This window comes from Actinoplanes sp. NPDC051861 (genome assembly GCF_040681145.1).
In the GTDB taxonomy this organism is placed as follows: domain Bacteria; phylum Actinomycetota; class Actinomycetes; order Mycobacteriales; family Micromonosporaceae; genus Actinoplanes.
In genome coordinates this window covers 152,977-177,869 of the sequence record NZ_JBFAYE010000004.1, presented here as the reverse complement: position 1 = coordinate 177,869, position 24,893 = coordinate 152,977, and the positions used below count along the sequence as shown (strand labels likewise).

Sequence of the window (24,893 nt, the reverse complement as noted above, 5' to 3'; positions counted from 1 at the left end):
GCGTGGCTGTGCGGATGGTGCACGTCCGCAAAACTTGATCAGTGTTGATCGATGCGGTGAAAGGGCGGTACGAACAGTCCGGGAGGGGTATCCCTGCCGTCCGGAGGAGGTTCGATGACCGCTGTAGCCCCGCGACCCGTGCAGACCCGTCCCTATCCGGTGCGGCGTCAGGTGCGTGGCTCCTGGCTGGCCAAGACCATCCGCACCACCGACGCGAAGCAGATCGGGATCATGTACGGGGCGACGGCCCTGGTCTGGTTCGTCCTCGGCGGCCTGATGGCGCTGCTCATGCGGGCCGAGTTGGGCCGGCCGGGCATGCAGTTGCTCTCGCCCGAGCAGTACAACCAGATGTTCACGATGCACGGCACGATCATGCTGCTGTTCTTCGCGACGCCGATCGTGTTCGCGTTCGCCAACTTCGTGGTGCCGATCCAGATCGGCGCGCCCGACGTGGCGTTCCCCCGGCTGAACGCGTTCGCCTACTGGCTGTACCTCTTCGGCGGCCTGATCGCCTTCGGCGGCTTCCTGGTGCCGGGCGGCGCGGCCGACTTCGGGTGGACGGCGTACACGCCGCTGAGCACCGGGGAACACTCGCCGGGCCTCGGCGGCAACATGTGGGTCGTCGGCCTGGCGCTCTCCGGTGTCGGCACGATCCTCGGCGCGGTCAACATGATCACGACGGTGATCTGCCTGCGCGCGCCCGGCATGACCATGTTCCGCATGCCCATCATGACGTGGAACATCCTGCTCACCAGCGTGCTGGTGATCCTGGTCTTCCCGTTCCTGGCGGCGGCGCTGTTCGCCCTGGCCGCCGACCGGATCCTGCAGGCGCAGGTCTTCAACGTGGAGACCGGCGGGCCGATGCTGTGGCAGCACCTGTTCTGGTTCTTCGGCCATCCCGAGGTCTACATCATCGCGCTGCCGTTCTTCGGCATCATCACCGAGGTCGTGCCGGTCTTCAGCCGCAAGCCGGTCTTCGGGTACAAGACGCTGGTCGCCGCGACGATCCTGATCACGATGCTCTCGATGAGCGTGTGGGCACACCACATGTTCGCCACCGGCCAGGTGCTGCTGCCGTTCTTCAGCCTGCTCAGCTATCTGATCGCGATCCCGACCGGGATGAAGTTCTTCGTCTGGATCGGCACGATGTGGCGCGGCCAGATCACCCTGGAGACGCCGATGCTGTGGGCCATCGGGTTCATGGTGACGTTCCTGCTCGGCGGCCTGACCGGGGTGCTGCTCGCGTCGCCGCCGGTCGACTTCCACGTGCACGACAGCTATTTCGTGGTGGCCCACTTCCACTACGTGCTGTTCGGCACGATCGTGTTCGCGGTCTTCTCCGGCATCTACTTCTGGTTCCCGAAGATGTTCGGCCGGATGCTCGACGAGCGGCTGGGCAAGCTGCATTTCTGGCTGACGTTCGTCGGGTTCCACACGACGTTCCTGGTGCAGCACTGGCTCGGTAACGAGGGCATGCCCCGGCGCTATGCGGACTATCTGCCGGGTGACGGCTTCACGACGCTGAACATGGTCTCCACGATCGGTGCGTTCGTGCTGGGTGTGGCCACGCTGCCGTTCCTCTACAACGTGTGGAAATCGTATAAAGCCGGAGAAGTCACCACACTTGATGACCCGTGGGGACATGGCAATTCGCTGGAGTGGGCCACCTCGTCGCCGCCGCCGCTGCGCAACTTCGACCGGATGCCGCGGATCCGCTCGGAGCGGCCGGCCTTCGACGTGAAGTTCCCGGAGCTGGCCGCGGGGCAGACGGCCGCCGGTCCGCCGGAGGGTGGCGCTCGGCCGCTGACTCCCGAATCGACCGGCGGGGCGAGCTATCCGGAGGACACTTCGGATCGTTAGATGCCTTTTTGGCGGTATGTGCTCACTGTGAATCGGGTTCGGTAGTGCCGTACCCGGCAAACCGTGCGGGGCGATGAAAGGTCGGACACTTCCCCACCCGGAAGGGATGCACATGCCGATCGCCCGCTCGACCCTTGGTGTCGCCTCGATGGTGGCCGCGTTCGCCGTTCCCGTGGCTCCCGCTTCCCCTCTGCTGGCCTCGCCCTCCTCTGCCCAGGCGTCCGGCCGGTGTTCTGCCGGGGGTTTCAGTGCTCGGTCGCAGGCTGATCTGGCCAAGATCTCGGTGTTGGAGCCCGGGCCGATCGCTCCGGACCAGCCCGCTCTCGCCGATGTCCGGCTCGCCGTCGCGAGCGGTGAGGCCGGTGACCGCAAGAGTGTCGCCGCCGGTCGCTACGCCGGCGCCCGCATCCTCGGTATGCCGATGACCGACGACGCCGCCGTCCACCGGGCGCCGGGCCGCAGACCCGGGCCGGTCACCACGGACCTGGCGAGCCTCGACACGGGCGGGTTGCTGACGGTGAAGGCGGGCCGGGCCACGGCGTCCGCCTTTCCGTGCGCCGGCCTCGGGCCGCTGACCCGGTCGGCGAGCATGCTCGGCGGGATCTCCATCCTGTCCCTGCTGAAGGTCGGCCCCACCGGGTCGGCGCAGAGCGCCACCGACCTGGTGCGGGTGCGTGGCGGGCGCGTCGGCGTGCGGTCGGGCGCCGGCGTCGCGCTGGGTGACCTGAGCCTTCTGCCCGGGACCCCGCACGAGGTCTCGATCAAGGTGGTCACGCAGCCGGCGCTGGAGGTCACCGCGGCGCCCGACCCGGCGTATTCGAAGGTGGACTACCGGCCCGCGGTGCTGGAGGTGACCACAGGCGGCAAGAAGGTCTCCATGCTTGATGACGCGGGTGCTGAGCTGTCGCTGAGCGTGCTCGGAAGGACGCACGCGAACAGGCCGGCGGCGATCGCTGTGCGCCTGAGCCTGGGCAGGGTGCGGCAGCGGATCGAGGGGAGGCGGGTGCGGGCCGAGGCCGCGACGTTGCGGGTGGAGGCGTCAGTGGGGCGGGTCCGGCTGCTGGATGTGGCGCTCGGGAATTTGTACGCGGAAGCCTGCGCGCCGGATCGCGGTCGTGCCGGGTCGCCGCCGGTGCCGTCGCCTGCGCCGGTCTCGTCGCCGCCCGCCTTGTCGCCGCCTGTTGCTGGTTCGCCCGGTGTTGTGCTGCCCGCGGTGCCTTCTCCGCCCGCTGCTGTCCTGCCTGCGGCCTCCTCGCCCGCTCCGTCGTTGCCCTCGCCTGCCTCGCCCTCGCCCTCGCCTGCCGGCGGTGCTCTCGCCCTGACGGGTTCGAATGTCGCGGCGGCCGGACTCGGTGGCGCCGGACTGATCATTGCCGGTCTCGTGGCGATGGTCGTGGGACGGCGGCGGCGGTCGCGCTGACTCTTGCGTACCGGTCGGCCTGGTGTTCCGGGCCGACCGGCACGCCGACCTAAGATGGGCCGGTGCCGAACCTCCCGCCCCGGGACGCCATTCGCTGTGCCGCCACCGACCTGTTCGTCCGGGACGGCTACGCGGCCACCACAGTGCGCGCCATCGCGGCCGCCGCCGGGTGCGACCCCGCGCTGGTGATCCGGCACTTCGGCTCGAAGGAAGCACTCTTTCTGGAAACCGTCCCCGCCTCGGCGGACCTGCCCCGGGTGCTGGCCGGCCCGATCGAGTCCCTCGGCCGGGAACTCGTGCGCTTCGTCCTGGCCGCGTCGGAGTCACCGGTCGCCGGTGTCTACCGCGCGCTGCTCAGCGCCTCCGACCGCCCCGAGATCAGGGAACGACTGCGCTCCTCCATGCACGACGTCTTCGTCGGCCCGTTGGCGAACCGCATCGGCGGCCACAGCCCCGAGTTGCGCGCCCGCCTCGTGGCCGCCCAGTTCACCGGCCTGATCAACGCGTACTGGCTGGTCGCTGATCCGGTACTGAGGAGCGCCGACCGGCAGGTGATCGTCTCGTTCTACGGAGATGCGATCCAGCGCTTGCTAGACAGCGCTGATCCCGCCTGAGCCCGTTCTTCTCCCGATCGTCGTCTCCGGCCCATGGATCTTTCGCCTTTTCTGACGACTCATGGCGATGGGAAGCGAAGACCCAGCCGCGCAGAAGCAGATACCGCCCCCCGCCGATCAAACTGCCGGTGAGCGCCAGAAGGAGCGCCTCGACCAGGGGCGGCGGATGCGGACCGGCGAAACCCGCGAACCACGGTGCCACAGCGAGATTGGCCAGATAGACGGCCACCGACGTCAACCCCGCCTCCCAGTGCAGCCGCCCGACCGCGGTGGTCCTCACCTTGAACGTCACCCGGCGATGCAGTTCGGTGTTGAGCGGCGTCACCGCCAGGAGAGCGATCCAGCTGGCCCACGACGCCGGGACGGCCTCGCGCACACCGACATAGACGGCTGTCTGCACGACCGTGCTGACCGCGCCCACCACCATGAACCAGACCAACTGGCGAGGCACTGCTGCAAGACGCGGCATGTCTGAACGCTTTCGGACAGCGATGGGTACCGTCGTAGTGTCAACACTGTTGACGCCCCCTGTCAACGCTGTTGACAGCGTGACGAGGCTTACGTCCGGCCCTGCGGATCAAGCCATCCACCAGGCAAAACCCCGAGATCCCCGACAAGACTGCAACCTGACCGTGATCAGACTGAGCTGCCGCCGGGCCCCGCCACGAAATCCGAGAACGTCCGGCGCGGTGACCAGTTCTGCTCCCGCGCTCGCGAGATGTCGAGGACGAGGGGAACGGTGAGCTGCTCTACCGCGTACCGTGAAAGCACCGCCTCCGTCCCCCTGACCCGCCCCACGGCCGTGGCCACCGCGGCGGCCGCGTGCGTCAGCCGCAGCGGCACGTGCCGCACCGGAACCCCGCAGGCCAGCCCCGCCACCTCGTCCCGCCGATAGACCTCGCCATCAGCGATGTTGTAGGCACCCGATGGCCAAGAACGGGCAGCCAGACACGCGTCCGCCAGGTTTTCCACAGCCGTGAGACTCAGCCGGATGTCCGGCCCCGGCAGCAGGACACGACCAGCCCGCACAGCCCGCCGCAGCCGCGGAAGCAGATGCGGATCACCCGGCCCGTAGACCGCCCGCGGCCGCAGCACCACCGCACCCGCGTCGAGCGCCAGCCGTTCACCAGCCGCCTTGGTGCGACCATAAGCGGTCAGCCCACCCAGCGGATGGTCCTCCCGAATCGCTCCGGATCCCGACGGCGTCGCATAGACGCTCGCGCTGCTCACCCACACGATCGGCCGTCCTGCGGCAGCGTCGATCAGGCGGGCCGTGCCATCCACATTGACCGCGCGAAAGGCCGCTTCAGCAGCGCGGCCAGGCGGTGGGTCACCCACGGCTGCGGCGAGGTGGATCACGAGGTCGGTTTCGGTCAGATCGGGAGACGTACGCCTGGCGTCCCACTCCCGCCACCCACCCACGGGACCGGGGCGTCGTCCCAAGCAGGTCACCTCGGCTCCGGCGGCCGCGGCCGCCCGCGCCACGACGCTCCCACAGAACCCGCTGGCTCCCGTGACCGCTACTCGCAGCCCCCGGAGCCCGCTCATCCGGGTACTCCCGCAGTGCCCCAGCAACCCACAACGCGGAAACTCATGGCTGGCCTGGCCGCAGCAAGCTTCCGCAGAACCCGAGGTCATTGGCCGGGTTTCACGATCAGCGAGGACCAGCCGGGGAGGGCGCTGTGCCGGTCCACGCGGGCGGATACGACGACCGGGCGGAACTTCGCCAGGGCTGCGAGTACGTCCTGGATCTGCTGTCGGGCGAGGCGTGCGCCCGGGCAGGCGTGGGTTCCCGCGCCGAAGACGAGTTGCGCAACCTGGGGCGGCGCCGGGTCCTCCGGAGACGGGTCGCGGCGGTGCGCGTCGACGGCGTGGCGGGCCACGAGGATCAGCCGGTCCCCAACCCGAACCGGGCAGCCCGCCACCTCCCCGTCCGCCGCCGCCACCCGAGGCAGCAACGGCGTCGGCGCGGTGACCCGCAACAGTTCGGCCGTCAGGGCTTCCGGGTGGCTCTCCGCGTAGGACCAGAGCCCCGCATCCGCACACCACGCAACAGCCCTGGGCAACGCTGCCACGGTCGTATTGACCGCCGCCACCGCGAGCATCGCCGCCAACCCGTCCTCGCCAGCCCCATCCCCCTCCGACTCGCCGGGTTCGGCTGTCAGCTCGGTGCGGGTGGAGATGATCAGGGTGGTGAGGTTGGCTGCTGCCCGGTGGGCGGCTTTGTGGGCGCCGGGGCGGCGGAGGCCCGGTAGGTGGTCGCGGGCGGCGGCCGCGGCGGCGGTTCGGGCGGCGGTGGCCAGAAGGGGGCCGGGGACGTCGAGGTTCAGGAGGGCGGCGGCGGTGGTTCCGGCCAGGTCGGCGGACAGGGATACGAGGTCCACGGTGCCGCCGGTGGACAGCGGGGTCAGGTGCTGGTTCAGGACGGCAAGCCAGATGGGGCGCAGGCGGGAGACCCCGTCGGCACTCAGGTGATCGGCCAGGGAGCGGCGGGTGGTGCGGTGGGCGTCGCCCTCCTGGTCGAAGAGGAGGCTGCCGCCGGTGAGGGTGCCTGCGGCGCCGCCGGTGGTGCCTTCGGCTGTGCGGTTCAGGGGGACGCGGGTCAGGCCGTCGACGAAGGCGGTGCGGGAGTGGGTCAGGACGGTTCGGCCCAGGCGCGTGGATGGCCTGTGCCGGGTGGCGGCCAGCAGCGCGAACAGCAGAGGGTGACTGAGCAGGTAGACCCGGCGGTCTCGGCGGCGGGCCGCGCGCATTCGGCGTGGGCGCGTTCGTTCCGGCTGGGCGGGCAGCGGAATGCGGACCGCGCCGGCGAGCTGAGAGCCAGGCTCCTGGGAGTCGGCCGGCTGGGAGCGGGGCTCCTGGGAGCCGGTCCCGGCTGGTGGGCTGGAGGGCTCGCCGGGGTGGGAAGGCTTGGGGGTGGCGGGGGTCATCGAATGTGGACCTCGTGGGGGGCGGTGGGGCGCCAGCGGCGGTCCCAGTGCCAGAGGAGGGTTCGCCGGGGGCCCCACGCCCGCAGGCGGCGCAGGCTGGTCTCGACGATCAGGTCCTCGGCTCGCACGATGCGGTCGGTGTGGCGGCGGGCGCGGTTCAGCAGGGTGACGTCCTCCGAGCCGGCCTCCAGGGGCTCGCGGGCGGTGCCGCCGCAGGCCAGATACAGCTCGGCGGTCATCGCCAGGTTGTGGCCGTGCACCAGGACGAACCGGGTGCGATAGGCGGGGTCGCGGTGCGCGCGGCGGTAGCGGCCGTAAAGGGCGGCCAGGCGTACCGCGGCGGGGAAGACGTGGCGTTCGGGCCAGGTGGGGTGTTCGTCGCGGCGGGGGAGGCTGCGGCCGCAGACCAGGGCGGCTCCGCCGCGGAGGTACGCGCGGGCCGTCGCGATCCAGTCGGGTGCGGGACGGCAGTCGGCGTCGGTGCGGGCGAGCATCGTCGCGCCGGTGGCGATGGCGTGGCGGAAACCGGTGTCGGCGGCGGTGCCGGCGCCGCGTTCGTGTTCGGTCACGACCTCCACGGGGAACGGCGCGCCGGCGGCGAACCGGCGGACCACGGCGACGGTGTCGTCGGTGGAGCCGTTGTCGACCACGACCAGCCGGAAGCCGGTGTCGGTCTGCGCGGCGAGCGCGTCGAGTGCCCCGCCGATGGAGGCGGCCTCGTCCAGCGCGGGAACGATCACGGCGAGTGTGCTCATCTCCGTACCCTTGAAGCCAGCGACGCGGCCGCAACCCGATCGGGTTTGCGGGACCGGCCGGCCAGCGGGACCGGCGCGAAGAGCAGGCGGTCCGGCTTGGCCGCGCCCATCCGCCGGAGCGGCTCGCGCAACGCGGCCCGCACCGCCGCCTCGTCCGCGCCCGGCGCCGTCTGCACCACCGCGACCACCTCCTCGTCGCCGTCGCCGGCCGGAACACCCACCAGGACGGCGAGGGCGACGCCGGGAACATGCAGGGCAGGCTCGTACAAACCGGGATAGATGTTCTCGGCCCGCCGCAGGATCATGTCCTTGCTCCGGCCGCCCAGGACCACCCGGCGACCGTCGAGGCGGGCGATGTCACCCGTGGCGACCCATTCGTGCGGGGCGGCGCCGAGGTAGCGGTCGCACACCCCGGTTCCCGCCAGCAGCAGTTCGCCGGATGACGGTTCCAGGCGGGCGCGCAGTCCGGGGAGCAGCTCTCCCACGAGGTCGCCGTCACCATCGAATGCGGACTTCGGAACGGACTCGACGGCCGCCGCGGGGAAGACCTCGGTGAGTGCGTAGACACCCCAGGCCTCGGTCGCCCCGGCCGCGCGGACCCGGTTCAGCAGGTGGGCGGAGACCGGTGCCGAGCCACTGTAGACACGGCCGGTGAACGGTACGCCGTCGTCGAGAGCGCTCCGTAACTGCGGCGGCGTCAGGTAGGTCGCCTGCGGTCGCAGCGAGACGATCTGGCGAGCCAGGGCGCGGGACCGGCGGGCGGGCAGGGCGACCGGGGCTCCCGCGGCCAGCGACGGCAGCATCACAAAGAACGTCCCGCCCAGCACCGGGACATCGGGGCGTGGCTTGACCAGTTCGGATACAGACTTGAGCCCGGCCGCGAGCCCCGATCGGGTGTGCACCACCGCGCGCGGGCTGCTGGTGGTCCCGGACGTGAAGATGATGACAGCGTCACCGTCGCCGTCGTACTCCGGGGCGCTGCCGCCGGCGAGAGGCAGCGACGGCGCGTTACCGGGCAGGCGGCGACCGACGGTCACGGTCGGTGCCAGGGAGGCCAGCGCGGGCAGTGCCAGCCCGATCCGCCGGGCCAGCGGTGCCGCCCATCCCGCGACCGCCTGGGCGGCCGCGTCGGCCACGATCAGATTCGGACGGGCCAGGGCGAGACGCGCGGTGAGGACGTCCGGTCCGGCAGAGGGGTCCAAGACCGCGACACGAACCCCGATCCTGTACGCGGAAAGCACCACCGCCAGAGCCCGTGCCCCCGGCCGCACCGCGAGCCCGAGCGTGTCCCCGGCCCGGAGCCCGCGCGCGTGGAGCGCAGCCGAATACCGGTCGCGCAGCTCGGCCAGCTCGCCCCGGGTGATCCGGGCCCGGCCGCGGAACAGCGCGACGGCCGGGTCACCGGTGCGCAGGGGAACCAGCACGCTCACCTCGGATCCGGGCTGAGCACGCCGCTGCCCTTGTCGAGGTACCACCTGGCCGTGCCGACGACCCCGTACGCCCGGATCCGCCGCGTCGAGTTCTCCACCACCATGTCCCGGCTGCGCGCGATCGACGCCGTCGTCCGCCGCACCCGGTTCAGGAACAGCCGATCCGTCGGGGACGGCCGTCGCGGCATCCCGCCGCAAGCCTCGTACAGCCCGGCCGTGATCGCCATGTTGTTGCCCGCGTGCATCCGGTAGGGCGCGAGGAAGTCCCCGCTCCGGTGCGCCGGCCGCAACCGCCCGAACAGCGCCGCGAGCCCGACGAGCCCCGCGAAGAACGCCCGCCCGGCCGGCCCGTGCTCGTCACGCCGTGCGGTGATCCGCCCGCACACCATCTCCGCGCCGCCGTCGAGCGCCGCCCGCGCCGCCGCCACCCATCCGGGCCGGGGCAGGCAGTCCGCGTCCGTCCGCGCGATGAACCGCGCCCCCGAAGCGATGGCGTACCGGAACCCGGTGTCCACCGCGCACCCGACACCCTTCTCCGGCTCGCTGAGCACCTCGACCGGGAACGGCGCCCGGGAGGCGAACTCCCGCACCACCGCGACCGTGGCGTCCGCCGAACCGTTGTCGACCACGAGCAGCGTGAAGTCGGTGTCCGTCTGCGTCGCCAGCGCGCCGAGGGTGGCACCGATCCGGTCCGCCTCGTCGAACGCCGGAACCACCACCCACAGCCTCACGAGCACTCCCACACCAGCGTCATGATGCTGACACCGCCGCCGAGTCCCAGGAACAGCACGCGGTCCCCGGTCGTCAGGCCCGGCCGGATCCGCGCGAGCTGCACACCGAGGGTCGCGCTCGCCATGTTGCCGTGCCCGGTGACGGTCACGTCGAGCCGGTCCTTGGGCACCCCGGTCACCTCCACGAACCGGTCGAGATACGGCAGAGTCACCTGGTGCACCAGGATGCGGGCGTAGTCGTCGTACTCGAGACCGGTCCGGCTCCGCACCCGGTCCAGGATGCCCGCGCCGACCTTCTCGAACACGCCGCGCAGCCGGTGGCCGTCACCGGCGAAGTAGGTGTGCTCGTCGCCGCGCGGATGCCGGGAACCGCCGCCCGCGATGCCGCCGACCGTCCAGTGCTCGGAGTGCGTCTCGGTGTCGACGTCGAGGATGCCGCCGTGCTCGACCGGCTCGACCACCACCGCCGCGCCCGCGTCGCCGAACGTGTACCCGGCGAACGAGCGGCGCGCCTCGGTCAGGTCCGCGACGCCGGGCCGCATCACGCGCGACGGGGTCTCGCCGGTGACCACCAGCGCCCGGTGTGCCCGCCCGGCCAGGATCATCGAGCGGGCCAGGTCGATGCCGTTGACGAAGCTGTTGCAGGCGTTGGTGACGTCCAGCGCGTGTGCCCGGCTGCCGAGGGCGTCCTGCAGGATGTGCGCGGTGGCCGGTTCCACCATGTCGCGGCTGGCCGACGCGAACAGCAGCAGGTCGACGTCGAGCGGGTCGAGGCCGGCGTCGTCGAGGGCGTTGCGGGCCGCGTGCAGGCCGAGTGTGGACGCGTACTCGCCGGGTGCGGCTATCCGGCGCCGTTCGATGCCGGTGAGCCGGGCCAGCAGGCCGCGCGGCAGGCGTACCGCGCCGCCGCGGGAGACGCTGTCCTGCAACTCGGCCGTGGTCACCTCGCGTTCTGGAAGATGAGCGCCTACTCCGGTGATCCCGACCCGCATCTGCTGCGCAAACCTCCCGGCTAAATGATCAAGCCCATCCATTGTCCCCTGCCCTGGAGCGGCAGAGGCACCGGCCTATCGGCCGATGGAGGGCGGATCCGAGAGATCGCCGCCGGGGTTTCAGAGCTCCGAGGTCACCGGCGCGGTGAAGAAGTCGGCGAGCGCGTCGACCAGGTTCCGCGGTGCGCGGTTGAGTGCGTCGTGACCCGCGCGCGGGACGACCATCGTGCGCGCGTGCGGCATCACCGCGGCCAGGGCCTCGTCGGTCGGCGGGTAGTAGGGCGGCCCGGCCGCGCCGCAGGCCAGCAGGACCTCGCACTCGACGCCGGCCCACTGCTCCGGCGGGCCGTCGTGGTGGTGGATCAGCGTGGTCTCGTCGAGCGTGGTGGGCAGCAACTCGCCCATGGTGCGGCCGATCGGCGTCCGGAGGAACAGCCGGCAGACGGCGATCTGCAGGCCGAGTGGCAGGCGGCTCGCGCCCGAGTGGGTGTTGATGCCGGCGCTGGTGAGAGCCATGGCGCGGGGCAGGTCGCCGGAATGTGCCGCCTCCTTGGCGGCGGGCAGCCAGGCGGCCGGGGTCAGGCCGTTGACCTGGACAGCAGCGTCGTAGAGGGCGAGCCGGCCGATCGGCAGGCGGCGCGCGGCGGCGCGCAGGGCGATGAAGCCGCCGCCGCTGTGCCCGATCACGTTGCGGGCGCCGGTGTGTGCCAGCAGCGCGGCGAGGTCGTCGATGTCCTGCTCGCCGTCGTAGGGCTCGGCGCGGGCGGCGGCGTCGGCGCGGCCGCGGCGGTTGTAGAGATGCACGGTGAACCGGTCGGCCAGCCGGGTGGCCAGCCGCCTGTACATCTCGATGGTCACGCCGCCGCCGTGCACGACGAGAATCCCCGGCCCGGCGCCGAGGGAGTGGAGCACGATCTCGGCGCCGTCGGCCGCCGGAACCCGTTGGATCGTCCAGTTCTGTTCCACGCCATCCCCCAACCTCGAAAACTGCGAACGCCGTTTGCAGTTTAGAGTGTAGCGGTGACGTCCACTCCTTGGTCCCGGCCGGCCCGGGGGGCACGCGGCCCGGCGCCCTCGCACTCCCGGGACGAGATCGTGGACGCGGCGATCGCGATGGCGGACGCCGGCGGCATCGGCGCGGTCTCGATGCGCGCGGTCGCCACCGCGCTCGGGACCGGGGCCGGATCGCTCTACCGCTATCTGTCCTCCCGCGACGACCTGCTCGATCTGATGGCCGACCGTGCGGCGGGGGAGCTCCGGCCGTACCCGGATGCCTCCGGCGACTGGCTGGACGGGATGTTGCGGGTCGCCCGCCGTCAGCTGGAGCTGTACCGCAGGCACCCGTGGCTGGTGGACGTCCTGGCCCGCCCGGCCGCGCTCGGCCCGCAGAGCCTGGGCTGGTTCGACCACTGCCTGGGCGTGCTGCGGCCGGTGCCGGCCGCCACCGCCGCCAAGTTCGAGGCGATCGCCATGATGATCGGTGTGGTGTCGCTGTTCGCGCGCAGCGAGTCCGCCGGACCGCCGGCCGGCTTCGACGGCATCGACATGACCGCGTTCCCCAACCTGATCGCCGCCCTCACCACGCCACCGGCGCGGGCGCCGGGACGTCGCGATCTCTTCGACGTGACGGTCAGCAGCGTGCTGCGCGGCGTCCTGGCTCAGAACGGCGGGACGGCGACCGATTAGACGACCGTGCCGGAACAGCTCTTCCTGGTCGGCAACCTGGGCACCATGGTCACGTACGGCGCGATCACGGTCGCCGTCGCGGTGCCGGTCGCGCGCGCCGGTCAGCTGCGCAGCAACAAGCTCGCGGTGGCCACCGCCCTGATCTTCCTGACCGCGGCGGCGGTCCACGGCGTGCACGCGTTCCTGACCGTACGGAATCTGGGCCAGGCCGAGCGCTCCGTGCCGATGTTCTGGGTCTGGGTGCTGGCCTGGTGCAACGTCGCGTGCTTCCTCAGCGGCATCTACTACTGGACGCTGCGCCGCCGGAACGGGCGGGTGGCGGTGGACGGCGCGATCTACACGGATCCGCATGCCCAGCGTAAGTTCGCCGAGGCGGACGCCCGGGTCGACGAGGCCCGCGCGACCCTGGAGGCCGTCGTCGAGCACACCGACGACGCGATCGTCGGCGTCACCCTGGACGGCCGGATCACCGCGTGGAACGGCGGCGCCGAGCGGCTCTTCGGCTGGCCCGCCGCCGAGATCATCGGGGAGTCGGTCGCGATCCTGGCCGACCCGGCCGGCAAGGCCGAGCAGCAGGACGTGATCGCCCGCATCCGGGACGGTGAGCGCAGCGTGTACTACGAGTCGCGCCGATACGCCAAGGACGGCACCCCGATCGAGGCGGCACTCTCGGTCGCGCCGATCCGGGACCGCTCGGGTGAGGTCACCGGCCTGTCGGTCACGGCGCGGGACATCACCGCGGCGCGGGAGGCGGCCGAGCGGCAGCGGGCCATCGAGGAGCGTACGAACCAGGCACTGCGACTGGAGAGCCTGGGCAAACTGGCCGGCGGCGTGGCGCACGACTTCAACAACATCCTGGCGATCATCGTGAACTACACCGACTTCGCCCTGGAGGAGGCGTCCGCGAACGAGGCGCTGGCGACGGACCTCAGGCACGTGCGCAGCGCCGCCGACCGGGCCATCAACCTGACCAGGCAGCTGCTCACGTTCACCCGTGGCGACACCATCCAGCCGCAGGACGTCGACCTGAACGCGGCGATCGCCGAGGTGCACGCGATGCTCGGGCGGACCATCGGCGAGCACATCAACCTGATGATGGTGCCGTCGAAGGAGCCGGTCGTGGTGCACGCCGACCCCGGCCAGATCCAGCAGGTGCTGCTCAACCTGGCGATCAACGCCCGGGACGCGATGCCGGACGGCGGAACCCTGGTGCTGGAGGCGAACGCGGCGGCCCTGGACGGCGACGAGCTCGACATGCAGCCGCCACTGCCGGCCGGACGGTACGCCAGGCTGCTGGTCAGCGACACCGGTGAGGGCATGTCCGCCGAGGTGGCGTCGCGGATCTTCGAGCCCTTCTACACCACCAAGCCGCGCGGCAAGGGGACCGGACTGGGGCTCTCCACCGTGTACGGCATCGTCACCGAGGCCTGCGGCAGCCTCAACGTGTACTCCGAACTCGGCGTCGGCACCACGTTCCGGATCTACCTGCCGATGGTGGCCGTGCCCGGCCGGTGCTCGGGCGCCACGCTGCGGCAGGAGCCCCCGTCCGGTGACGGGCGCACGATCCTGGTGGTCGAGGACGAGCCCGCGCTGGCCCGGGTGGTGACCCGGATCCTGGCCCGAGCCGGGTACCACGTGCTGACCGCGACCGGCGGCGCCGAGGCGCTGGCGCTGTTCCGCCAGCACGGCTGCGACGCCCTGCTCACCGACGTGATCATGCCGGAGATGTCCGGGCGGCGACTGGCCGAACTGATCCACGAGAGCCGTCCGGAGCTGCCGGTGCTGTACATGTCCGGCTACAGCAACGGGCTGCTCGGCACAACGCACGTGCTGGACGGCGACATCGCGTTCATCGAGAAGCCGTTCACCGCACACGACCTGCTGCACAAGGTCGCGGAGGTGGCCTCCGGAGGATGCCTCGTGGATCCGGCGGGCCTGCGCCGCACCGCGCGCGGCGGCTGACGACGGCTTCGAATTGCCGGCTCACCCGGCCGGGCGGCCCCGGACCAGGCGGCCCACCTCGGAGCGCAGCGTCACGAACTCCCGGGACTCGCGGGTCGTGATCTGGTCCCGTGGGGAGGGCAGCGACACCGGCAGGTCGGCGCGAACCCCGCCCGGACTGCCGCCGAGGACGACGACACGGTCACCCACGTAGACGCTCTCGTCGATGTCGTGGGTGACCAGCAGGATCGTCATGCCGTAGCCGCCGCGCAGCTCCAGGAGCAGGTCCTCCAGCTCCTCGCGGGTCTGCGCGTCGACCGAGCCGAAGGGTTCGTCCATGAGGAGGAGGCGGGGACGGTACGCCAGAGCGCGCGCGATGGACACCCGCTGCTGCATGCCTCCGGAGAGCTGCCACGGGTGACGGCGGGCGAACGACGTCAGGCCGACCGACTCGAGTGCCTCCAGAGCGGCGGCGCGTCGCAACGGGCGGGACAGGCCGCGGCGGCGCAGCGGGAGGGCGACGTTGTCACGGATCGTCAGCCACGGGTAGAGGGATCGGCTGTAGTCCTGGAAGACCACGGCCAGTCCGTCCGGTACGCCGTCGATCGGGCGGCCGTCGATCTGGATCTCGCCCTCGGAGGGGTGCTGCAGGCCGGCTATGCAGCGCAGGAGCGTGGACTTGCCGCAGCCGGACGGGCCGACGATGCTCACGAGCTCGCCCTCGTCGACGTGCAGGCTGATCTCGCGGACCGCGGAGTATCCGTCCGGGTAGGTGTGCGAGAGCGCCTTGACGTCCAGCATCCATCGATCGTATTCGCTATTCGGCGGGGTGCACCGGTGCCCGGCCGACGGCGGGCGGCGACATCGGGTTGGCCGAGCGCGGCCCGGCCCGGAAGTCACCCACCGCGGGCGGAGGCCCCAGCGGCACATCGTCGACGGCGGACGAGACCGGAGCCTCGGGCGACCCGAGGGGCCCGGACAACGGCGGCGACGGCCGCGACGCCCGCCGAGCGCGCACGAAGATCACCAGCCCGCCGAGGAGCAGGATCAGCGCCCCGGCAATGGTGATCAGCCACCCCCAGGCGAGGCCGGGCGAGCCGGTGGGCGACTCGACGACCGCCTCCCCGGTGAACGCGAGTTCCTCGGTCTCCACCCGGACCTCGACCGGCGCGGGCAGATCCGGCGGGGTCGGGAAGCGTACGAGATGACGCCCACTCAACGTCGTCTCCACCTGATCGAGCGCGGGCACCACCACCGGATCCCCGGCCGGCGCGAAGAAGCCTCCGGTGCCGCCCGCCGCCGCCGTCCAGTAGCGCGCCGCCGCCGCGGACCCCACGACGACCAGCAGCGTGCCGCGAGCCCGGTAGTCCGCGGCGAGACGCGACGCGCCGGGTCCACCCGCGTCCGCCGCCGTCGTGTAGAGCAGCACGACCCGCCGCCCCGCCGCCACCTCCGGGAACTGCCCCGATGCCAGCTCGAGGGCCGTGGCCGTGTCCCGCTCACCGCCGGCGCGGACGGTGTTGAGGGCGCGGACGACGCCGTACGCCCCTCGCTGCGGTGGGGTGACCGCCGCCGCCGGGGCCCGGTCGGCGATCACCACGGACCTGGTCCCCGACGGCACGCTGAGGATGAACCGGGCCGCCGCGCTGAGCCAGGCCGGCAGTGTCTCCCCACCGGCGGCGGAGGCGTCCACGACGAGGGTGACCGCGAGCCCGTCGGCGACAACCGGCTCCAGGCGCGCGGCCCGGCGGGAACCGTCGCTGGTCACGGTCACCGCGGCCGGCCCGACCGCCGGCCCGTCCCCGAGATCGACCACCAGCGTGGTCTCGGCACCGGCCACCATCGCCGCCGCCACCGGGAGCGGCACCGGCGCCGGCACGGCGAGCAGCAGGCAGGCGGCGACAACGCTAGACCGGTACGGCATACGCGATGACATTGTCGCGATAGCTCCCTCTGCTCCGGTCGAATCCGCCGCCGCACGTCACGAGCCGCAGCGCCGGGTCGAGTGTCGGCGCGTACACCACGTCCGTCGGGAACTCGTCCTTCGGCACCCGGGCGATCCGCTCGATCCGGAACGTCACGGTGCTGCCGTCGGCGCGGTCCACGTGCACCGCCGTCCCGGCCCGCGCTCCCGCGAGACCGGCGAACACTCCCGGCCCCGACTTCGAGTCCACGTGCCCGAGGATCACGGCGGGCCCGGCCTGCCCCGGGCGTGGCCCGCCGGCGAACCATCCCGCTGTATCCGGACTTTTCGGGACTGCCACCGCGCCGTCGGACTGGAGTCCCAGCCGATCCAGGCGGCTCGACACCTTGAGATCAGGTATCCGCAGCCGCACCGGGACGGCCACCTCGTCATAGGAGCTCTCCGACCGGAACCGGTCGGCCAGAAGCGGTGCCGACGGTTCAAAAAACGAGCCAGGAGGAGCGGGCGGCGCGGAGAACCCGAGGAGCGCGATCAGCGCACCGGCGAACACCCAGCGCACGAGACGCACCTCAGGACCCGCCGGCCGCGAGTCCGCCGTACCCCGTCTGCGCCCCTCCTCGCGGAAGCCGCGCCGCCACGGTCTCGCCGAACGCGTCCGCGAGCTCCCGTGCCAGGTCGAACTCGTGCTCATAGGTCTGGTACGCCACGTCGTGCGCCGTCGAGTAGTCGCGGGCCGCGTAAGCGTCCGCGTGCCGCAACAGGTTGTCGTCGTGCTCGGCGAACGCCGCCGTCAGCTCCGCGGCCGTCATCCGCGCACCGGTGGCCCGGCTGAGGAACGCCGCCATGTCCTGTTCGTAGTCCCTCAGCTCCGCCCGCGTCCGCTGCCGCTTCGCGTCGTCACCGGCGGCCGTCGCCGCGCTGTACGCCACCAGCAGCTCCACATGGTGGCCCCACAGCTTCTGGAAGCGCCGCGCCATCGTCGTACCGAACATGCTGTCCATCGCGGACGTCAGGTCCCGGGTGTTCGCGTTGATCATGCGGGCGGCGGCGTCGAAGTCGGGCGTGTTGGCGACCGCGGCCCGGGTCACGTCGCCGACCAGCACCACGTGCTCGGCGAGCAGCTTGCCCAGTTGCGAGCGCAGCCGCCAGACCGGTTCGCGCAGCGTGGCCCGGTCGCCGGACGACAGGAACGCACCGGCGAGGACCAGTCCGAGGTCGTACATGTGCTGGTACGCCTCCCGGTTGATCCGGTCGGCGGCCAGGTAGTCCCGCGCCGCGAACGCGTCGGCCTGCTCGGTGAGGTGCTCGACGTGCATGGCGAGCGCGTGATGGGCGTCGGAGGTCGCGAGCCGCCCGTGCGAGGAGCCGGCGAGGAAGGCGCTGAGCTCACCCTCGTACTCGATCAGCTCCTCGTGCGCGTGCTCCCGGGCGGCGTCGTCGCGGGCGGCGAGGGCACTCGCGTACGCCACCAGCTCGACGACGTGCTCGGCCCACATCGGGCTGAACGTGCTGACCATGTCCTCACCGAAGAGCTGCACCATGAGCTCGGTCATGGCGTCGGTGTTCTTGCCGAGAGCGGCCTCGGCGGCCTGCACGAAGTCGTCGTCACCACGGATGCGGCTGCGCATCACGTCGGCGGCCAGGACGGAGTGCTGCCCAAACAGAGCTTGTAGCCGTACCGCCAAATCAGCGGGATCAGAGGGAGCCGCCGCTCGGAGGGTGACCACGACGGGCCGCGCGTCCACCGGTGGTGGCAAGGCCACCGCCGTCAGGAGGAGAGCACCCGTCACAAGAAGAGCACAGAGGACCCGCATATCGCCTCATCGCCCAGCGTCCATCAGGGTCGAACGGTCCCCGACGAGATTACGCCGACCGTCCGAAGGGTGGGAGCCCCGCGCGCGACCGGAAGCCGACAGTTACCGTTTGCTTGCTTCCAGTAATGTCTGTGGGGCTGCTGGCCGGACATTCGAGGTGACGGCATGACGCCACCCGGCGAGATCATTTCCGGGCGTTATCGGATCATCCGCCCGCTCGCCACCGGCGGCATGAGCCGGATCTGGCTCGCCGCCGACGAGTCCTCCACTGTGCCCGGCGCGCCGCCCGTCGTGATCAAACAGTGCACGGTTCCCGAGGGACTCGCGTCCGCGCAGCGCGACCTCGTGCGGGAGTGGGCGCTGCCGGAGGCGCAGGCCGCGGCCCGGGTGCGCCACCCCAATCTGATCCGCACGCTGGAGGTTCTGCCGGACGAGGACGGCCCGTGGATCGTGATGGAGTTCCTCCCGTCGCGGTCGCTGCAGGAGATCGTCGAGGTGTCCGGCGCCCTGCCGGCGCACCAGGTCGCCACGATCGGCCTGGCGATCCTGGCCGCTCTCGGTGCCGCGCGGCGGGCCGGCCTGCTGCACCTCGACGTCAAGCCGGGCAACGTGCTGATCACCGGCGACGGCCGCGTCGTGCTGACCGATTTCGGTCCCGCGGTGACACCGGCCGCCGTCGACGCGCTCACCCGGGCGGGGGTCGTGCTGGGCTCGCCGAAGTACATCGCACCGGAGCGCCTCTTCGACCGTCTCTCCGCCGAGCAGGCCGATCTCTGGTCGCTCGGTGCCACGCTGTATCACGCGGTGGAGGGGCGCCCGCCGTACCTGCGCGAGTCCACCTCGGCGATCCTGCGCGCCCTCGCCGACAGCCCGCCCGATCCGCCGCGCCGCGCCGGTCCGCTCACCCCGGTGCTGACCGGCCTGCTGCGCCGCGATCCCGCAGAGCGTCTCACCGCCGCCCAGGTGCGGCTCCATCTGCAGCGCATCGCCCGATCCTCCGGACCGGTTCCGCGCCGCGCGCGCCCGGTGCTTCGCCGCCGGCTCACTGCGGCTGCGGCGGTGGTCACCCTTCTCACCACACTCACGGCGGTCGGTGCAAGCGCTTCCTCATCGCGTACGCCGGACGCAGCCGCACCTCTCACCTCGGCATCCGCCGCCCCGGCTCCGCTGCCCGCCGACTTCGCCTGGTGGAACGACCCCAGCGGGTTCCGCGTGGCCCTGCCGCGCGACTGGCGGCCGGTGCTCGGCCCCAGCGACGTGGTGGCGTTCGAGGGCCCCCGCGGCGAGCCGAGCCTGCGGGTGAGCCGCTGGGCGGGCGCCTCGCCGGACTCGGGAGCCGCGGTCCCGTCAGCCGCGTCCGTCTCCGCCGACTCGGTCGCCGCGCTGCTGGCCGAGGAGCAGGAGGTGGAGCTCTCGGAATACCGCCGGGTACGCATCGAGGCGCTGTCCACCCCACCGGGCGCGATCTGGGAATACACCTTCCAGGGCACCGGCGACGTCGCCATGCGCGGCCTGCGCCGGGTGATCGGCGTGGGCGACCGTGCCTACGTCCTGGAGTGGCGCGTCGACCGAGCCGGCTGGGTGGCCGGTCTCCCCCAACTCTCCGTCATCCTCAACACCTTCACCCGCCCGTCCCCCTGACCGCGCCACCCCGGGTTCCGGGCCGCCCTCCACACGGCCGCCCCGGCTGTGGGCCGCCCTCCACACGGCCGCCCGCGCACCCGGCCTGTCACCGCCGGCCGGCATCACGACAGGTTCGCGGCGGCGATCGCCGCCCTCACCACCAGCCGCAGCGCCGACCTGCCAGTCATGCCGCACCCCACCGGACCAGAGCACGACGCGCGAGTTCGTGACGTCGGCTTCGAGGTGGGCCGCCTGATTCGGAGAAGCGGCACCACCGCCGAGTGGGCCGGGCGATTCCCTTGTTGAACGGTTCTGGGGTTGAGTAATATTGGCGGCACTTTCTCTTAGCCACCGGCATTTTTGATCGTTTGCGCGGGTGGGCGGTGGACTCCGCCGATTCGTGAGGGCGATCAAGAATGCGCTGAGTCGCCCGGCATGCGAACGGTCAGGTGGTTGATCAATCCCGGATAGCATCTCCAGATCCGGGAGTTGCCACTCGAACTCAACGTTGATTGGAAAAGGCCACGAAGGGTTGGCAGCCCACCCCCGACAACTTAAGTCACTGAGATCCCGTCCGGGTGCCGGACGGCAGGACCTCAGCTTCATTGGTCATGTTGACCGATTGAGCTGAGTCCTGCGCGCCTCAAGCTCTCTCGGCAGAGGTGATAAGGACTCAGGGGCTATGGGGTTCGATCCGCAATTCTGGATCACGATTGGCGCTGCGACCACGGCGACCGGGACGGCGCTGGGGCTCTATTTCAAGTACAAGGTCGAGAAACTGCGCGCACAGAATCGCGTCGAGCTGATCAGAGAGACGCTGAGAGAGGCCGCGCCCCAGGAACGACCGCCCATCATCGAAGCCCTGGCCAGGCTGGAACATGCCACTGCTCCCGTCGAGTCCGCACCGGCGGCGAAAGCCCTCGGGGCCGCTGCGCGATCAGTGACGAGACGGGGCCGCCCGGCGAAGGCGCCACCAGACGACGGTGACGCCAGTTGACCACTGCCCGAAACGCCTGCGCGGAAACCCGATGCCGTCCTGGCCGCAGCGGGTTTCCGCATCCGCGGTGGGGGGCGCCAAGCCGCCTCGCGGTGAGGCGCGAGAGGTGGGCGCGCGAGGAGCGGGCTGGGAGGGAGGGTTACGGGTAGAGGGGGGAGGTGCCGGGAGTGACGGCGACGTCGAGCAGGAACGGGCCGTCGGTGGTGAGGGCTCGGGTGAGTGCCGGCACCAGCTCGGCGGCGTGGGTCACCCGGGTGGCGGGGCAGCCGAAGCCTCGGGCGATCGACGGCAGGTCGAGGCCGGGGAGGTCGGTGCCGGGGATCTTCGGGATGCCCAGGCGGCGGCCGAGGGCGGACACCGCCTCGTAGCGGCTGTTGTTCAGGACGATCACGGTGAGTGGGGCGCGGTGCTGGGCCGCCGTCCACAGGGACTGGATGGAATAGAGGCTGGAGCCGTCGCCGAGCACGCAGATCACCTGTTCGCCGCAGAGGGCGCGGCCCACGGCTACCGGCAGGCCCCAGCCGAGAGCGCCGCTGCCGGTGGTGACATAGCCGAGCGGCCGGGTGATCGGGATCTGTTCGTGCAGCGTGTCCTTGTGTGACGGCGCCTCCTCCACCAGCACGGAGCCGGGTGGGCGTGCGGCGGCCAGCGCGCCGAGGACGGCCGCGGCGGTGAGTGGATCGGTGACCGGGGGAGCGGGCGGCCGAGCCCGGACCGGCGGTGGTGCCGCAGGGCGGGAAGAGGGTTCCAGGTGGCGGATCAACTCGGTGAGGCCGGCGCGGACCGTGGTCAGGATCGAGGTGCCGGTGGCGGCCCACGCCGCCGCGGCCGGATCACAGTCGAGGTGGAACAGGACAGTGCCCGAGGACAGGAACGGCCCCTCGGTGTGCACGTGGTAGGTGAAGACCGGCGCCCCGACGACCAGGACCACGTCGTTGGCGGAGAGCAGTGAGGCGAGCGACGACCGTACCGGCGGCAGGTGGCCCTGGAAGAGCGGGTGGTCCTCCGGGAACGCGGCGCGGCTCGGCATCGGGGGCGCCCAGACCGCGGCGCCGAGGGTCTCGGCGAGGGTGACGGCTTCTGCCCAGGCGCCGTCCTCGTCGATGCCGGGGCCGGCGACGATCGCAGGGGCGCGGGCGGTGCGCAGGGACGAGGCCACCTCGCGCAGGGCGTCCGGCGCGGCGACGAAGGCGGTGCGGACGGCGCGGGCCGGGACCGGGTCGGCAGGGGTGTCCCAGTCGTCCTCGGGGACGGAGAGGAAGACCGGGCCGCGCGGTGGTGTGAGCGCGACGCGGAAGGCCTCGGCCAGGGCGGTGGGCACGGCCGCCGCGTGCGACGGCTGGTGACTCCATCTGACGTACGGGCGGGGAAACACAGCCGGCTCGTCCGCGGAGAGGAAGGGGCGCGTGGGGAGCATCGCCCGGGTCTGCTGTCCCGCCACGACGACCAGCGGCACCCGGTCCCGGTACGCGTTGAAGATCGCACCGAGCGCGTGCCCCACCCCGCCCGCCGAGTGCAGGGTGACCAGCGCGGGACGGCCGGTGGCGATCGCCTGGCCGGCCGCGATGCCGACCGCCGAAGCCTCCTGCAGGGCGAGCACGTAGGAGAAGTCGTCCGGCCAGTCCCGCAGCATCCGCAGTTCCGTGGAACCGGGGTTGCCGAACCAGCGCGTCATCCCGGCGTCGCGGCAGAACGCGAGGAACGCCTCCCGGACCGTGCTCATGTCGGAGCCTTCCATCCGAGGACGCGCCGTTCGACCGCCAGCAGCGCCGCGTTGAGCAGATAGCCGAGGAGCCCGAGCAGCACGATCGCCGCCCAGACGGTCTCGTAGTCGAAGCGGGTGGTGGCCTCCTGCAGGCGGAAACCGATGCCGTCGGCGGCGCCCGGCTGCAGCTCGGAGAAGACCATCAGGATCAGTGCGAGGGACAGTGCGAGCCGCAGCCCGGCGAAGAGTTTCGGCAGCGTGGCGGGGAGGATCACGTACCCGAGGCGTTCGGCTGCGGTGAGCCGGAAGACGCGCGCGGTCTCGATCTGCAGGGGCTCCACGGTACGGGCACCGTCCGCCGTGTTCAGCAGCACCGGCCACAGGACGCTGAACACGATCGACGCGATCTGCATCCTCGGCCCGATCGAGAACAGCACCAGGAACACCGGCACGAGTGTCGGCGGCGGCACCGCCCGGAAGAACTGGAGCACCGGGTCGAGGAAGTCGTACGCCCACGCCGACCGCCCGATCGCCACCCCGAGCACCACACCCACCAGCGCACCGCACACGAAGCCGGCCGCCAGCCGTACGAGACTCGGCACGATGTCCCCGCTGAACGCGTCCATCCGGCCCAGGAACGCCGACGGCGGCGGGAAGAACGGGTCGTCCGCCGCGCCCGCCGCCACCTGCCAGACGAGCACCGCGGCCAGCAGGATCAGCCAGCGTTCCAGGAGGCGGCGCGTCATCGGTACGCCCAGTGGAACACCCGCCGCTCGCCACGCCACAGCAGCGCGTTGATCGCGAGCCCGAGGATGCCCGCCCAGAACGTGGCCGCCAGGGTGTCGTCGACGCCGCCCGGATAGTTCGACGCCTGCGCGATGAAGATGCCGATCCCGGCGCCGAAGCCGCCGAACATCTCCGCGGTCACGGCCAGGATCAGCGCGACCGCGGCGGCGATCCGGATCCCGGTGGCGACGAACGGCGCCGTCGCGGGAAGGGAGACCATCATGAGTACGGCGAACCGGCCGAACCCGAACGCCCGCAGGGTCTGTTTGGCGAGCGGGTCCACCTCGCGCAGCCCGTAGACGGTGTTGAACAGGATCGGCCAGACCGACGCGTACACGATCACGGTGAGCCGCATCTCCAGGCCGGTGCCGAGCAGCATCGCCACCAGGGGGATGAGGGCGACCGACGGGATCGGCCGGAGGAACTCGACGATCGTGGTGACCGCGCGGGCGACCGGCGGGACAGTGCCGAGGACGAGGCCGAGCGGCACCGCCACCAGGGTCGCGAGCAGAAGACCCAGCGCCCAGGCGGTGAGCGTCGCGCGTACGTCTTCAAGAAAAAACGGATCAAGCGCGAGTGCCCCCGCTCGCGTGAGAATCACCGAGGCCGGCGGGAGGAAGTCCCGGTGCACGACGCCCGCCCGGCCCAGCACCTCGCTCGCCGCGACGACCAGGGCGATCCCGGCCGCACCGCGCGCCAGGCGAGCGGGACGGCCGGGCATCAGGACGGCTGGAAGACGATCGTGCCGGCGTCGATCCGGTTGGTCAGCCGCTTCTGCTCCACCATCAGGTCGATCAGCTTCTGCATCCGCTCGGCGCTGGTGGACGTGCCGAACGTCGGCATGGTCATCTCCTTCGCGATGGCCGGGTCGATGCCGCGCGCGTAGGTGGGCAGGACCGCCTCGACCCGCGTGCGGTCGGCGGCGATCTCGGACGCCTTCTGGATGGCCCGCTGGAAGGCGGCGGCGGTCCTCGGATACTGCTTCGTCCACGTCTCCAGCGAGAAGTACCCGTCGAGGGGCAGGTCGGTGACCGGCGCGGCGCCGCCGTCCGCGACCATCCGCGCACCGAGTTTGCGCACGGCGTCGGTGAGGAACGGCTCCTGGCTGTGTATCGCGTCCAGGTCGCCCTTCTGCATGGTGGCGGCCATCTGCGGGAAGACCACCTGCCGGTAGTCGAACGTGGTGGGATCGACCCCGTTGGCGCCGGCGATCGCGTCGAACGTGATCGCCTGGATGTTGTTGAGCACGTGCACGGAGAGGCTGTGCCCCTCCAGGCCCTTGATGTCGGTGATCGGCGAGTCCGGCATCACCAGCACGCCCATGAACTTCGGCGTGAGCCGGGTGCCCTCGGCGACCAGGTTGATCCGCAGGTCGCCCTTGTCGTGCCCGAGCAGCATCGACGCGTTGTTGGCGAAGACCACGTCGACGTCGCCGGCCTTGAGCGCGGGGTAGGCCTGGGTGCTCTGCTGGACCGGCTGCGTGCGCACGGTGAGGCCTTCGGCCTCGAAGAGCTTTTCCTGTACGGCGATGTAGTACGGCGCGTTGACGACGAGCGCCAGCATCGCCACGTTGATGGTGGTCTTCTCTTTGTCCTCCGGGGCGGCGTCGTCTCCGCAGGCGGACAGGAGCGCCGCCAGCAGGGCGAGCACGAGCGGGATCCGTAGCCTGCTCATGCTCGCCACTA

23 protein-coding genes are annotated in these 24,893 nt (G+C 71.6%); 7 read left to right on the top strand and 16 right to left on the bottom strand.

What is annotated here, in order from left to right; genetic code table 11:
- Positions 1–114 precede the first annotated feature (114 nt).
- From ctaD to AB0M02_RS14960, 3 genes are all read left to right on the top strand, one after another.
- Complete coding sequence (gene ctaD / locus AB0M02_RS14970) at positions 115–1,860, top strand: cytochrome c oxidase subunit I (protein ID WP_364226526.1); 1,746 nt, start codon at positions 115–117, stop codon at positions 1,858–1,860.
- A 112-nt stretch (positions 1,861–1,972) separates the two neighbouring features.
- On the top strand, positions 1,973–3,280 hold the full coding sequence (locus AB0M02_RS14965; RefSeq protein WP_364226522.1) for a hypothetical protein: 1,308 nt from the start codon (positions 1,973–1,975) through the stop codon (positions 3,278–3,280).
- A gap of 62 nt (positions 3,281–3,342) precedes the next feature.
- On the top strand, positions 3,343–3,894 hold the full coding sequence (locus AB0M02_RS14960) for a TetR family transcriptional regulator (protein ID WP_364226519.1): 552 nt from the start codon (positions 3,343–3,345) through the stop codon (positions 3,892–3,894).
- On the opposite strand, the gene AB0M02_RS14955 is transcribed toward AB0M02_RS14960, so the two are convergent.
- The 8 genes from AB0M02_RS14955 to AB0M02_RS14920 form a co-directional block, all read right to left on the bottom strand.
- Positions 3,779–4,321 (bottom strand): GtrA family protein, encoded by a 543-nt coding sequence (locus AB0M02_RS14955; protein ID WP_364227434.1) that lies wholly within the window; start codon positions 4,319–4,321, stop codon positions 3,779–3,781. The genes AB0M02_RS14960 and AB0M02_RS14955 overlap by 116 nt on opposite strands.
- Before the next feature lie 209 nt (positions 4,322–4,530).
- A complete protein-coding gene (locus tag AB0M02_RS14950) occupies positions 4,531–5,442 on the bottom strand; it encodes an NAD(P)-dependent oxidoreductase (protein ID WP_364226516.1) in 912 nt (303 codons plus the stop codon).
- Positions 5,443–5,528: 86 nt separating this feature from the next.
- Positions 5,529–6,824, bottom strand: a complete 1,296-nt coding sequence (locus tag AB0M02_RS14945) for a cytochrome P450 (protein WP_364226513.1) — start codon at positions 6,822–6,824, stop codon at positions 5,529–5,531.
- A complete protein-coding gene (locus AB0M02_RS14940; RefSeq protein WP_364226510.1) occupies positions 6,821–7,579 on the bottom strand; it encodes a glycosyltransferase family 2 protein in 759 nt (252 codons plus the stop codon). The genes AB0M02_RS14945 and AB0M02_RS14940 overlap by 4 nt, the downstream gene beginning before the upstream one ends.
- On the bottom strand, positions 7,576–9,009 hold the full coding sequence (locus tag AB0M02_RS14935) for a class I adenylate-forming enzyme family protein (protein WP_364226508.1): 1,434 nt from the start codon (positions 9,007–9,009) through the stop codon (positions 7,576–7,578). The genes AB0M02_RS14940 and AB0M02_RS14935 overlap by 4 nt, the downstream gene beginning before the upstream one ends.
- On the bottom strand, positions 9,006–9,740 hold the full coding sequence (locus AB0M02_RS14930) for a glycosyltransferase (protein ID WP_364226506.1): 735 nt from the start codon (positions 9,738–9,740) through the stop codon (positions 9,006–9,008). The genes AB0M02_RS14935 and AB0M02_RS14930 overlap by 4 nt, the downstream gene beginning before the upstream one ends.
- The gene (locus AB0M02_RS14925; protein WP_364226503.1) at positions 9,737–10,732 is read right to left on the bottom strand and encodes a 3-oxoacyl-[acyl-carrier-protein] synthase III C-terminal domain-containing protein; all 996 of its coding nucleotides are present in this window, start codon (positions 10,730–10,732) and stop codon (positions 9,737–9,739) included. Before AB0M02_RS14925 ends, AB0M02_RS14930 begins: the two co-directional genes overlap by 4 nt.
- Before the next feature lie 120 nt (positions 10,733–10,852).
- Positions 10,853–11,698, bottom strand: a complete 846-nt coding sequence (locus AB0M02_RS14920; RefSeq protein ID WP_364226501.1) for an alpha/beta hydrolase — start codon at positions 11,696–11,698, stop codon at positions 10,853–10,855.
- A gap of 54 nt (positions 11,699–11,752) precedes the next feature.
- Here AB0M02_RS14920 and AB0M02_RS14915 point away from each other — a divergent pair, with 54 nt between their 5' ends.
- Together AB0M02_RS14915 and AB0M02_RS14910 are read left to right on the top strand one after the other, a co-directional pair.
- Positions 11,753–12,418, top strand: a complete 666-nt coding sequence (locus tag AB0M02_RS14915; protein WP_364226498.1) for a TetR/AcrR family transcriptional regulator — start codon at positions 11,753–11,755, stop codon at positions 12,416–12,418.
- 6 nt (positions 12,419–12,424) lie between these two features.
- Positions 12,425–14,380, top strand: coding sequence for a PAS domain S-box protein (locus AB0M02_RS14910; protein ID WP_364226495.1), 1,956 nt, complete (start codon positions 12,425–12,427; stop codon positions 14,378–14,380).
- Positions 14,381–14,401: 21 nt separating this feature from the next.
- Here the strand turns inward: AB0M02_RS14910 and AB0M02_RS14905 are convergent, their stop codons facing one another.
- Genes AB0M02_RS14905 through AB0M02_RS14890 form a run of 4 tightly spaced genes read right to left on the bottom strand, consistent with a single transcriptional unit; the run spans position 14,402 to position 18,073 of the window.
- Entirely contained in the window at positions 14,402–15,160 is a 759-nt protein-coding gene (locus tag AB0M02_RS14905) for an ABC transporter ATP-binding protein (RefSeq protein ID WP_364226492.1), read from the bottom strand.
- A gap of 16 nt (positions 15,161–15,176) precedes the next feature.
- Complete coding sequence (locus AB0M02_RS14900; RefSeq protein WP_364226489.1) at positions 15,177–16,283, bottom strand: hypothetical protein; 1,107 nt, start codon at positions 16,281–16,283, stop codon at positions 15,177–15,179.
- Complete coding sequence (locus AB0M02_RS14895; RefSeq protein WP_364226486.1) at positions 16,267–16,842, bottom strand: class F sortase; 576 nt, start codon at positions 16,840–16,842, stop codon at positions 16,267–16,269. The genes AB0M02_RS14900 and AB0M02_RS14895 overlap by 17 nt, the downstream gene beginning before the upstream one ends.
- Before the next feature lie 10 nt (positions 16,843–16,852).
- On the bottom strand, positions 16,853–18,073 hold the full coding sequence (locus tag AB0M02_RS14890; RefSeq protein ID WP_364226483.1) for a hypothetical protein: 1,221 nt from the start codon (positions 18,071–18,073) through the stop codon (positions 16,853–16,855).
- A 189-nt stretch (positions 18,074–18,262) separates the two neighbouring features.
- On the opposite strand from AB0M02_RS14890, the gene AB0M02_RS14885 reads away from it, so the two are divergent.
- Positions 18,263–19,738: a serine/threonine-protein kinase gene (locus AB0M02_RS14885; RefSeq protein WP_364226480.1), complete on the top strand. Its 1,476-nt coding sequence runs from the start codon at positions 18,263–18,265 to the stop codon at positions 19,736–19,738.
- A gap of 664 nt (positions 19,739–20,402) precedes the next feature.
- Positions 20,403–20,717: a hypothetical protein gene (locus tag AB0M02_RS14880; RefSeq protein ID WP_364226477.1), complete on the top strand. Its 315-nt coding sequence runs from the start codon at positions 20,403–20,405 to the stop codon at positions 20,715–20,717.
- Positions 20,718–20,856: 139 nt separating this feature from the next.
- Here AB0M02_RS14880 and mdlC read toward each other — a convergent pair whose 3' ends face one another.
- The 4 genes from mdlC to AB0M02_RS14860 are packed head-to-tail and all read right to left on the bottom strand — an operon-like array spanning position 20,857 to position 24,882.
- Positions 20,857–22,440 (bottom strand): benzoylformate decarboxylase, encoded by a 1,584-nt coding sequence (gene mdlC / locus AB0M02_RS14875; RefSeq protein WP_364226474.1) that lies wholly within the window; start codon positions 22,438–22,440, stop codon positions 20,857–20,859.
- Entirely contained in the window at positions 22,437–23,168 is a 732-nt protein-coding gene (locus AB0M02_RS14870; RefSeq protein ID WP_364226471.1) for an ABC transporter permease, read from the bottom strand. Before AB0M02_RS14870 ends, mdlC begins: the two co-directional genes overlap by 4 nt.
- Positions 23,165–23,929: an ABC transporter permease subunit gene (locus AB0M02_RS14865; RefSeq protein ID WP_364226468.1), complete on the bottom strand. Its 765-nt coding sequence runs from the start codon at positions 23,927–23,929 to the stop codon at positions 23,165–23,167. The genes AB0M02_RS14870 and AB0M02_RS14865 overlap by 4 nt, the downstream gene beginning before the upstream one ends.
- Complete coding sequence (locus AB0M02_RS14860; RefSeq protein WP_364226465.1) at positions 23,929–24,882, bottom strand: ABC transporter substrate-binding protein; 954 nt, start codon at positions 24,880–24,882, stop codon at positions 23,929–23,931. Before AB0M02_RS14860 ends, AB0M02_RS14865 begins: the two co-directional genes overlap by 1 nt.
- Between the last annotated feature and the right edge of the window lie 11 nt (positions 24,883–24,893).

What these genes read in the sequence shown, in the direction of transcription:
- ctaD (WP_364226526.1), top strand. Translation starts at nt 115, where the DNA reads ATGACCGCTGTAGCCCCGCGACCCGTGCAGACCCGTCCCTATCCGGTG.
- AB0M02_RS14965 (WP_364226522.1), top strand. Translation starts at nt 1,973, where the DNA reads ATGCCGATCGCCCGCTCGACCCTTGGTGTCGCCTCGATGGTGGCCGCG.
- AB0M02_RS14955 (WP_364227434.1), bottom strand. Translation starts at nt 4,321, where the DNA reads ATGGTGGTGGGCGCGGTCAGCACGGTCGTGCAGACAGCCGTCTATGTC.
- AB0M02_RS14950 (WP_364226516.1), bottom strand. Translation starts at nt 5,442, where the DNA reads ATGAGCGGGCTCCGGGGGCTGCGAGTAGCGGTCACGGGAGCCAGCGGG.
- AB0M02_RS14945 (WP_364226513.1), bottom strand. Translation starts at nt 6,824, where the DNA reads ATGACCCCCGCCACCCCCAAGCCTTCCCACCCCGGCGAGCCCTCCAGC.
- AB0M02_RS14940 (WP_364226510.1), bottom strand. Translation starts at nt 7,579, where the DNA reads ATGAGCACACTCGCCGTGATCGTTCCCGCGCTGGACGAGGCCGCCTCC.
- AB0M02_RS14925 (WP_364226503.1), bottom strand. Translation starts at nt 10,732, where the DNA reads ATGCGGGTCGGGATCACCGGAGTAGGCGCTCATCTTCCAGAACGCGAG.
- AB0M02_RS14905 (WP_364226492.1), bottom strand. Translation starts at nt 15,160, where the DNA reads ATGCTGGACGTCAAGGCGCTCTCGCACACCTACCCGGACGGATACTCC.
- AB0M02_RS14900 (WP_364226489.1), bottom strand. Translation starts at nt 16,283, where the DNA reads ATGCCGTACCGGTCTAGCGTTGTCGCCGCCTGCCTGCTGCTCGCCGTG.
- AB0M02_RS14885 (WP_364226480.1), top strand. Translation starts at nt 18,263, where the DNA reads ATGACGCCACCCGGCGAGATCATTTCCGGGCGTTATCGGATCATCCGC.
- AB0M02_RS14880 (WP_364226477.1), top strand. Translation starts at nt 20,403, where the DNA reads ATGGGGTTCGATCCGCAATTCTGGATCACGATTGGCGCTGCGACCACG.
- mdlC (WP_364226474.1), bottom strand. Translation starts at nt 22,440, where the DNA reads ATGAGCACGGTCCGGGAGGCGTTCCTCGCGTTCTGCCGCGACGCCGGG.
- AB0M02_RS14870 (WP_364226471.1), bottom strand. Translation starts at nt 23,168, where the DNA reads ATGACGCGCCGCCTCCTGGAACGCTGGCTGATCCTGCTGGCCGCGGTG.
- AB0M02_RS14865 (WP_364226468.1), bottom strand. Translation starts at nt 23,929, where the DNA reads ATGCCCGGCCGTCCCGCTCGCCTGGCGCGCGGTGCGGCCGGGATCGCC.
- AB0M02_RS14860 (WP_364226465.1), bottom strand. Translation starts at nt 24,882, where the DNA reads ATGAGCAGGCTACGGATCCCGCTCGTGCTCGCCCTGCTGGCGGCGCTC.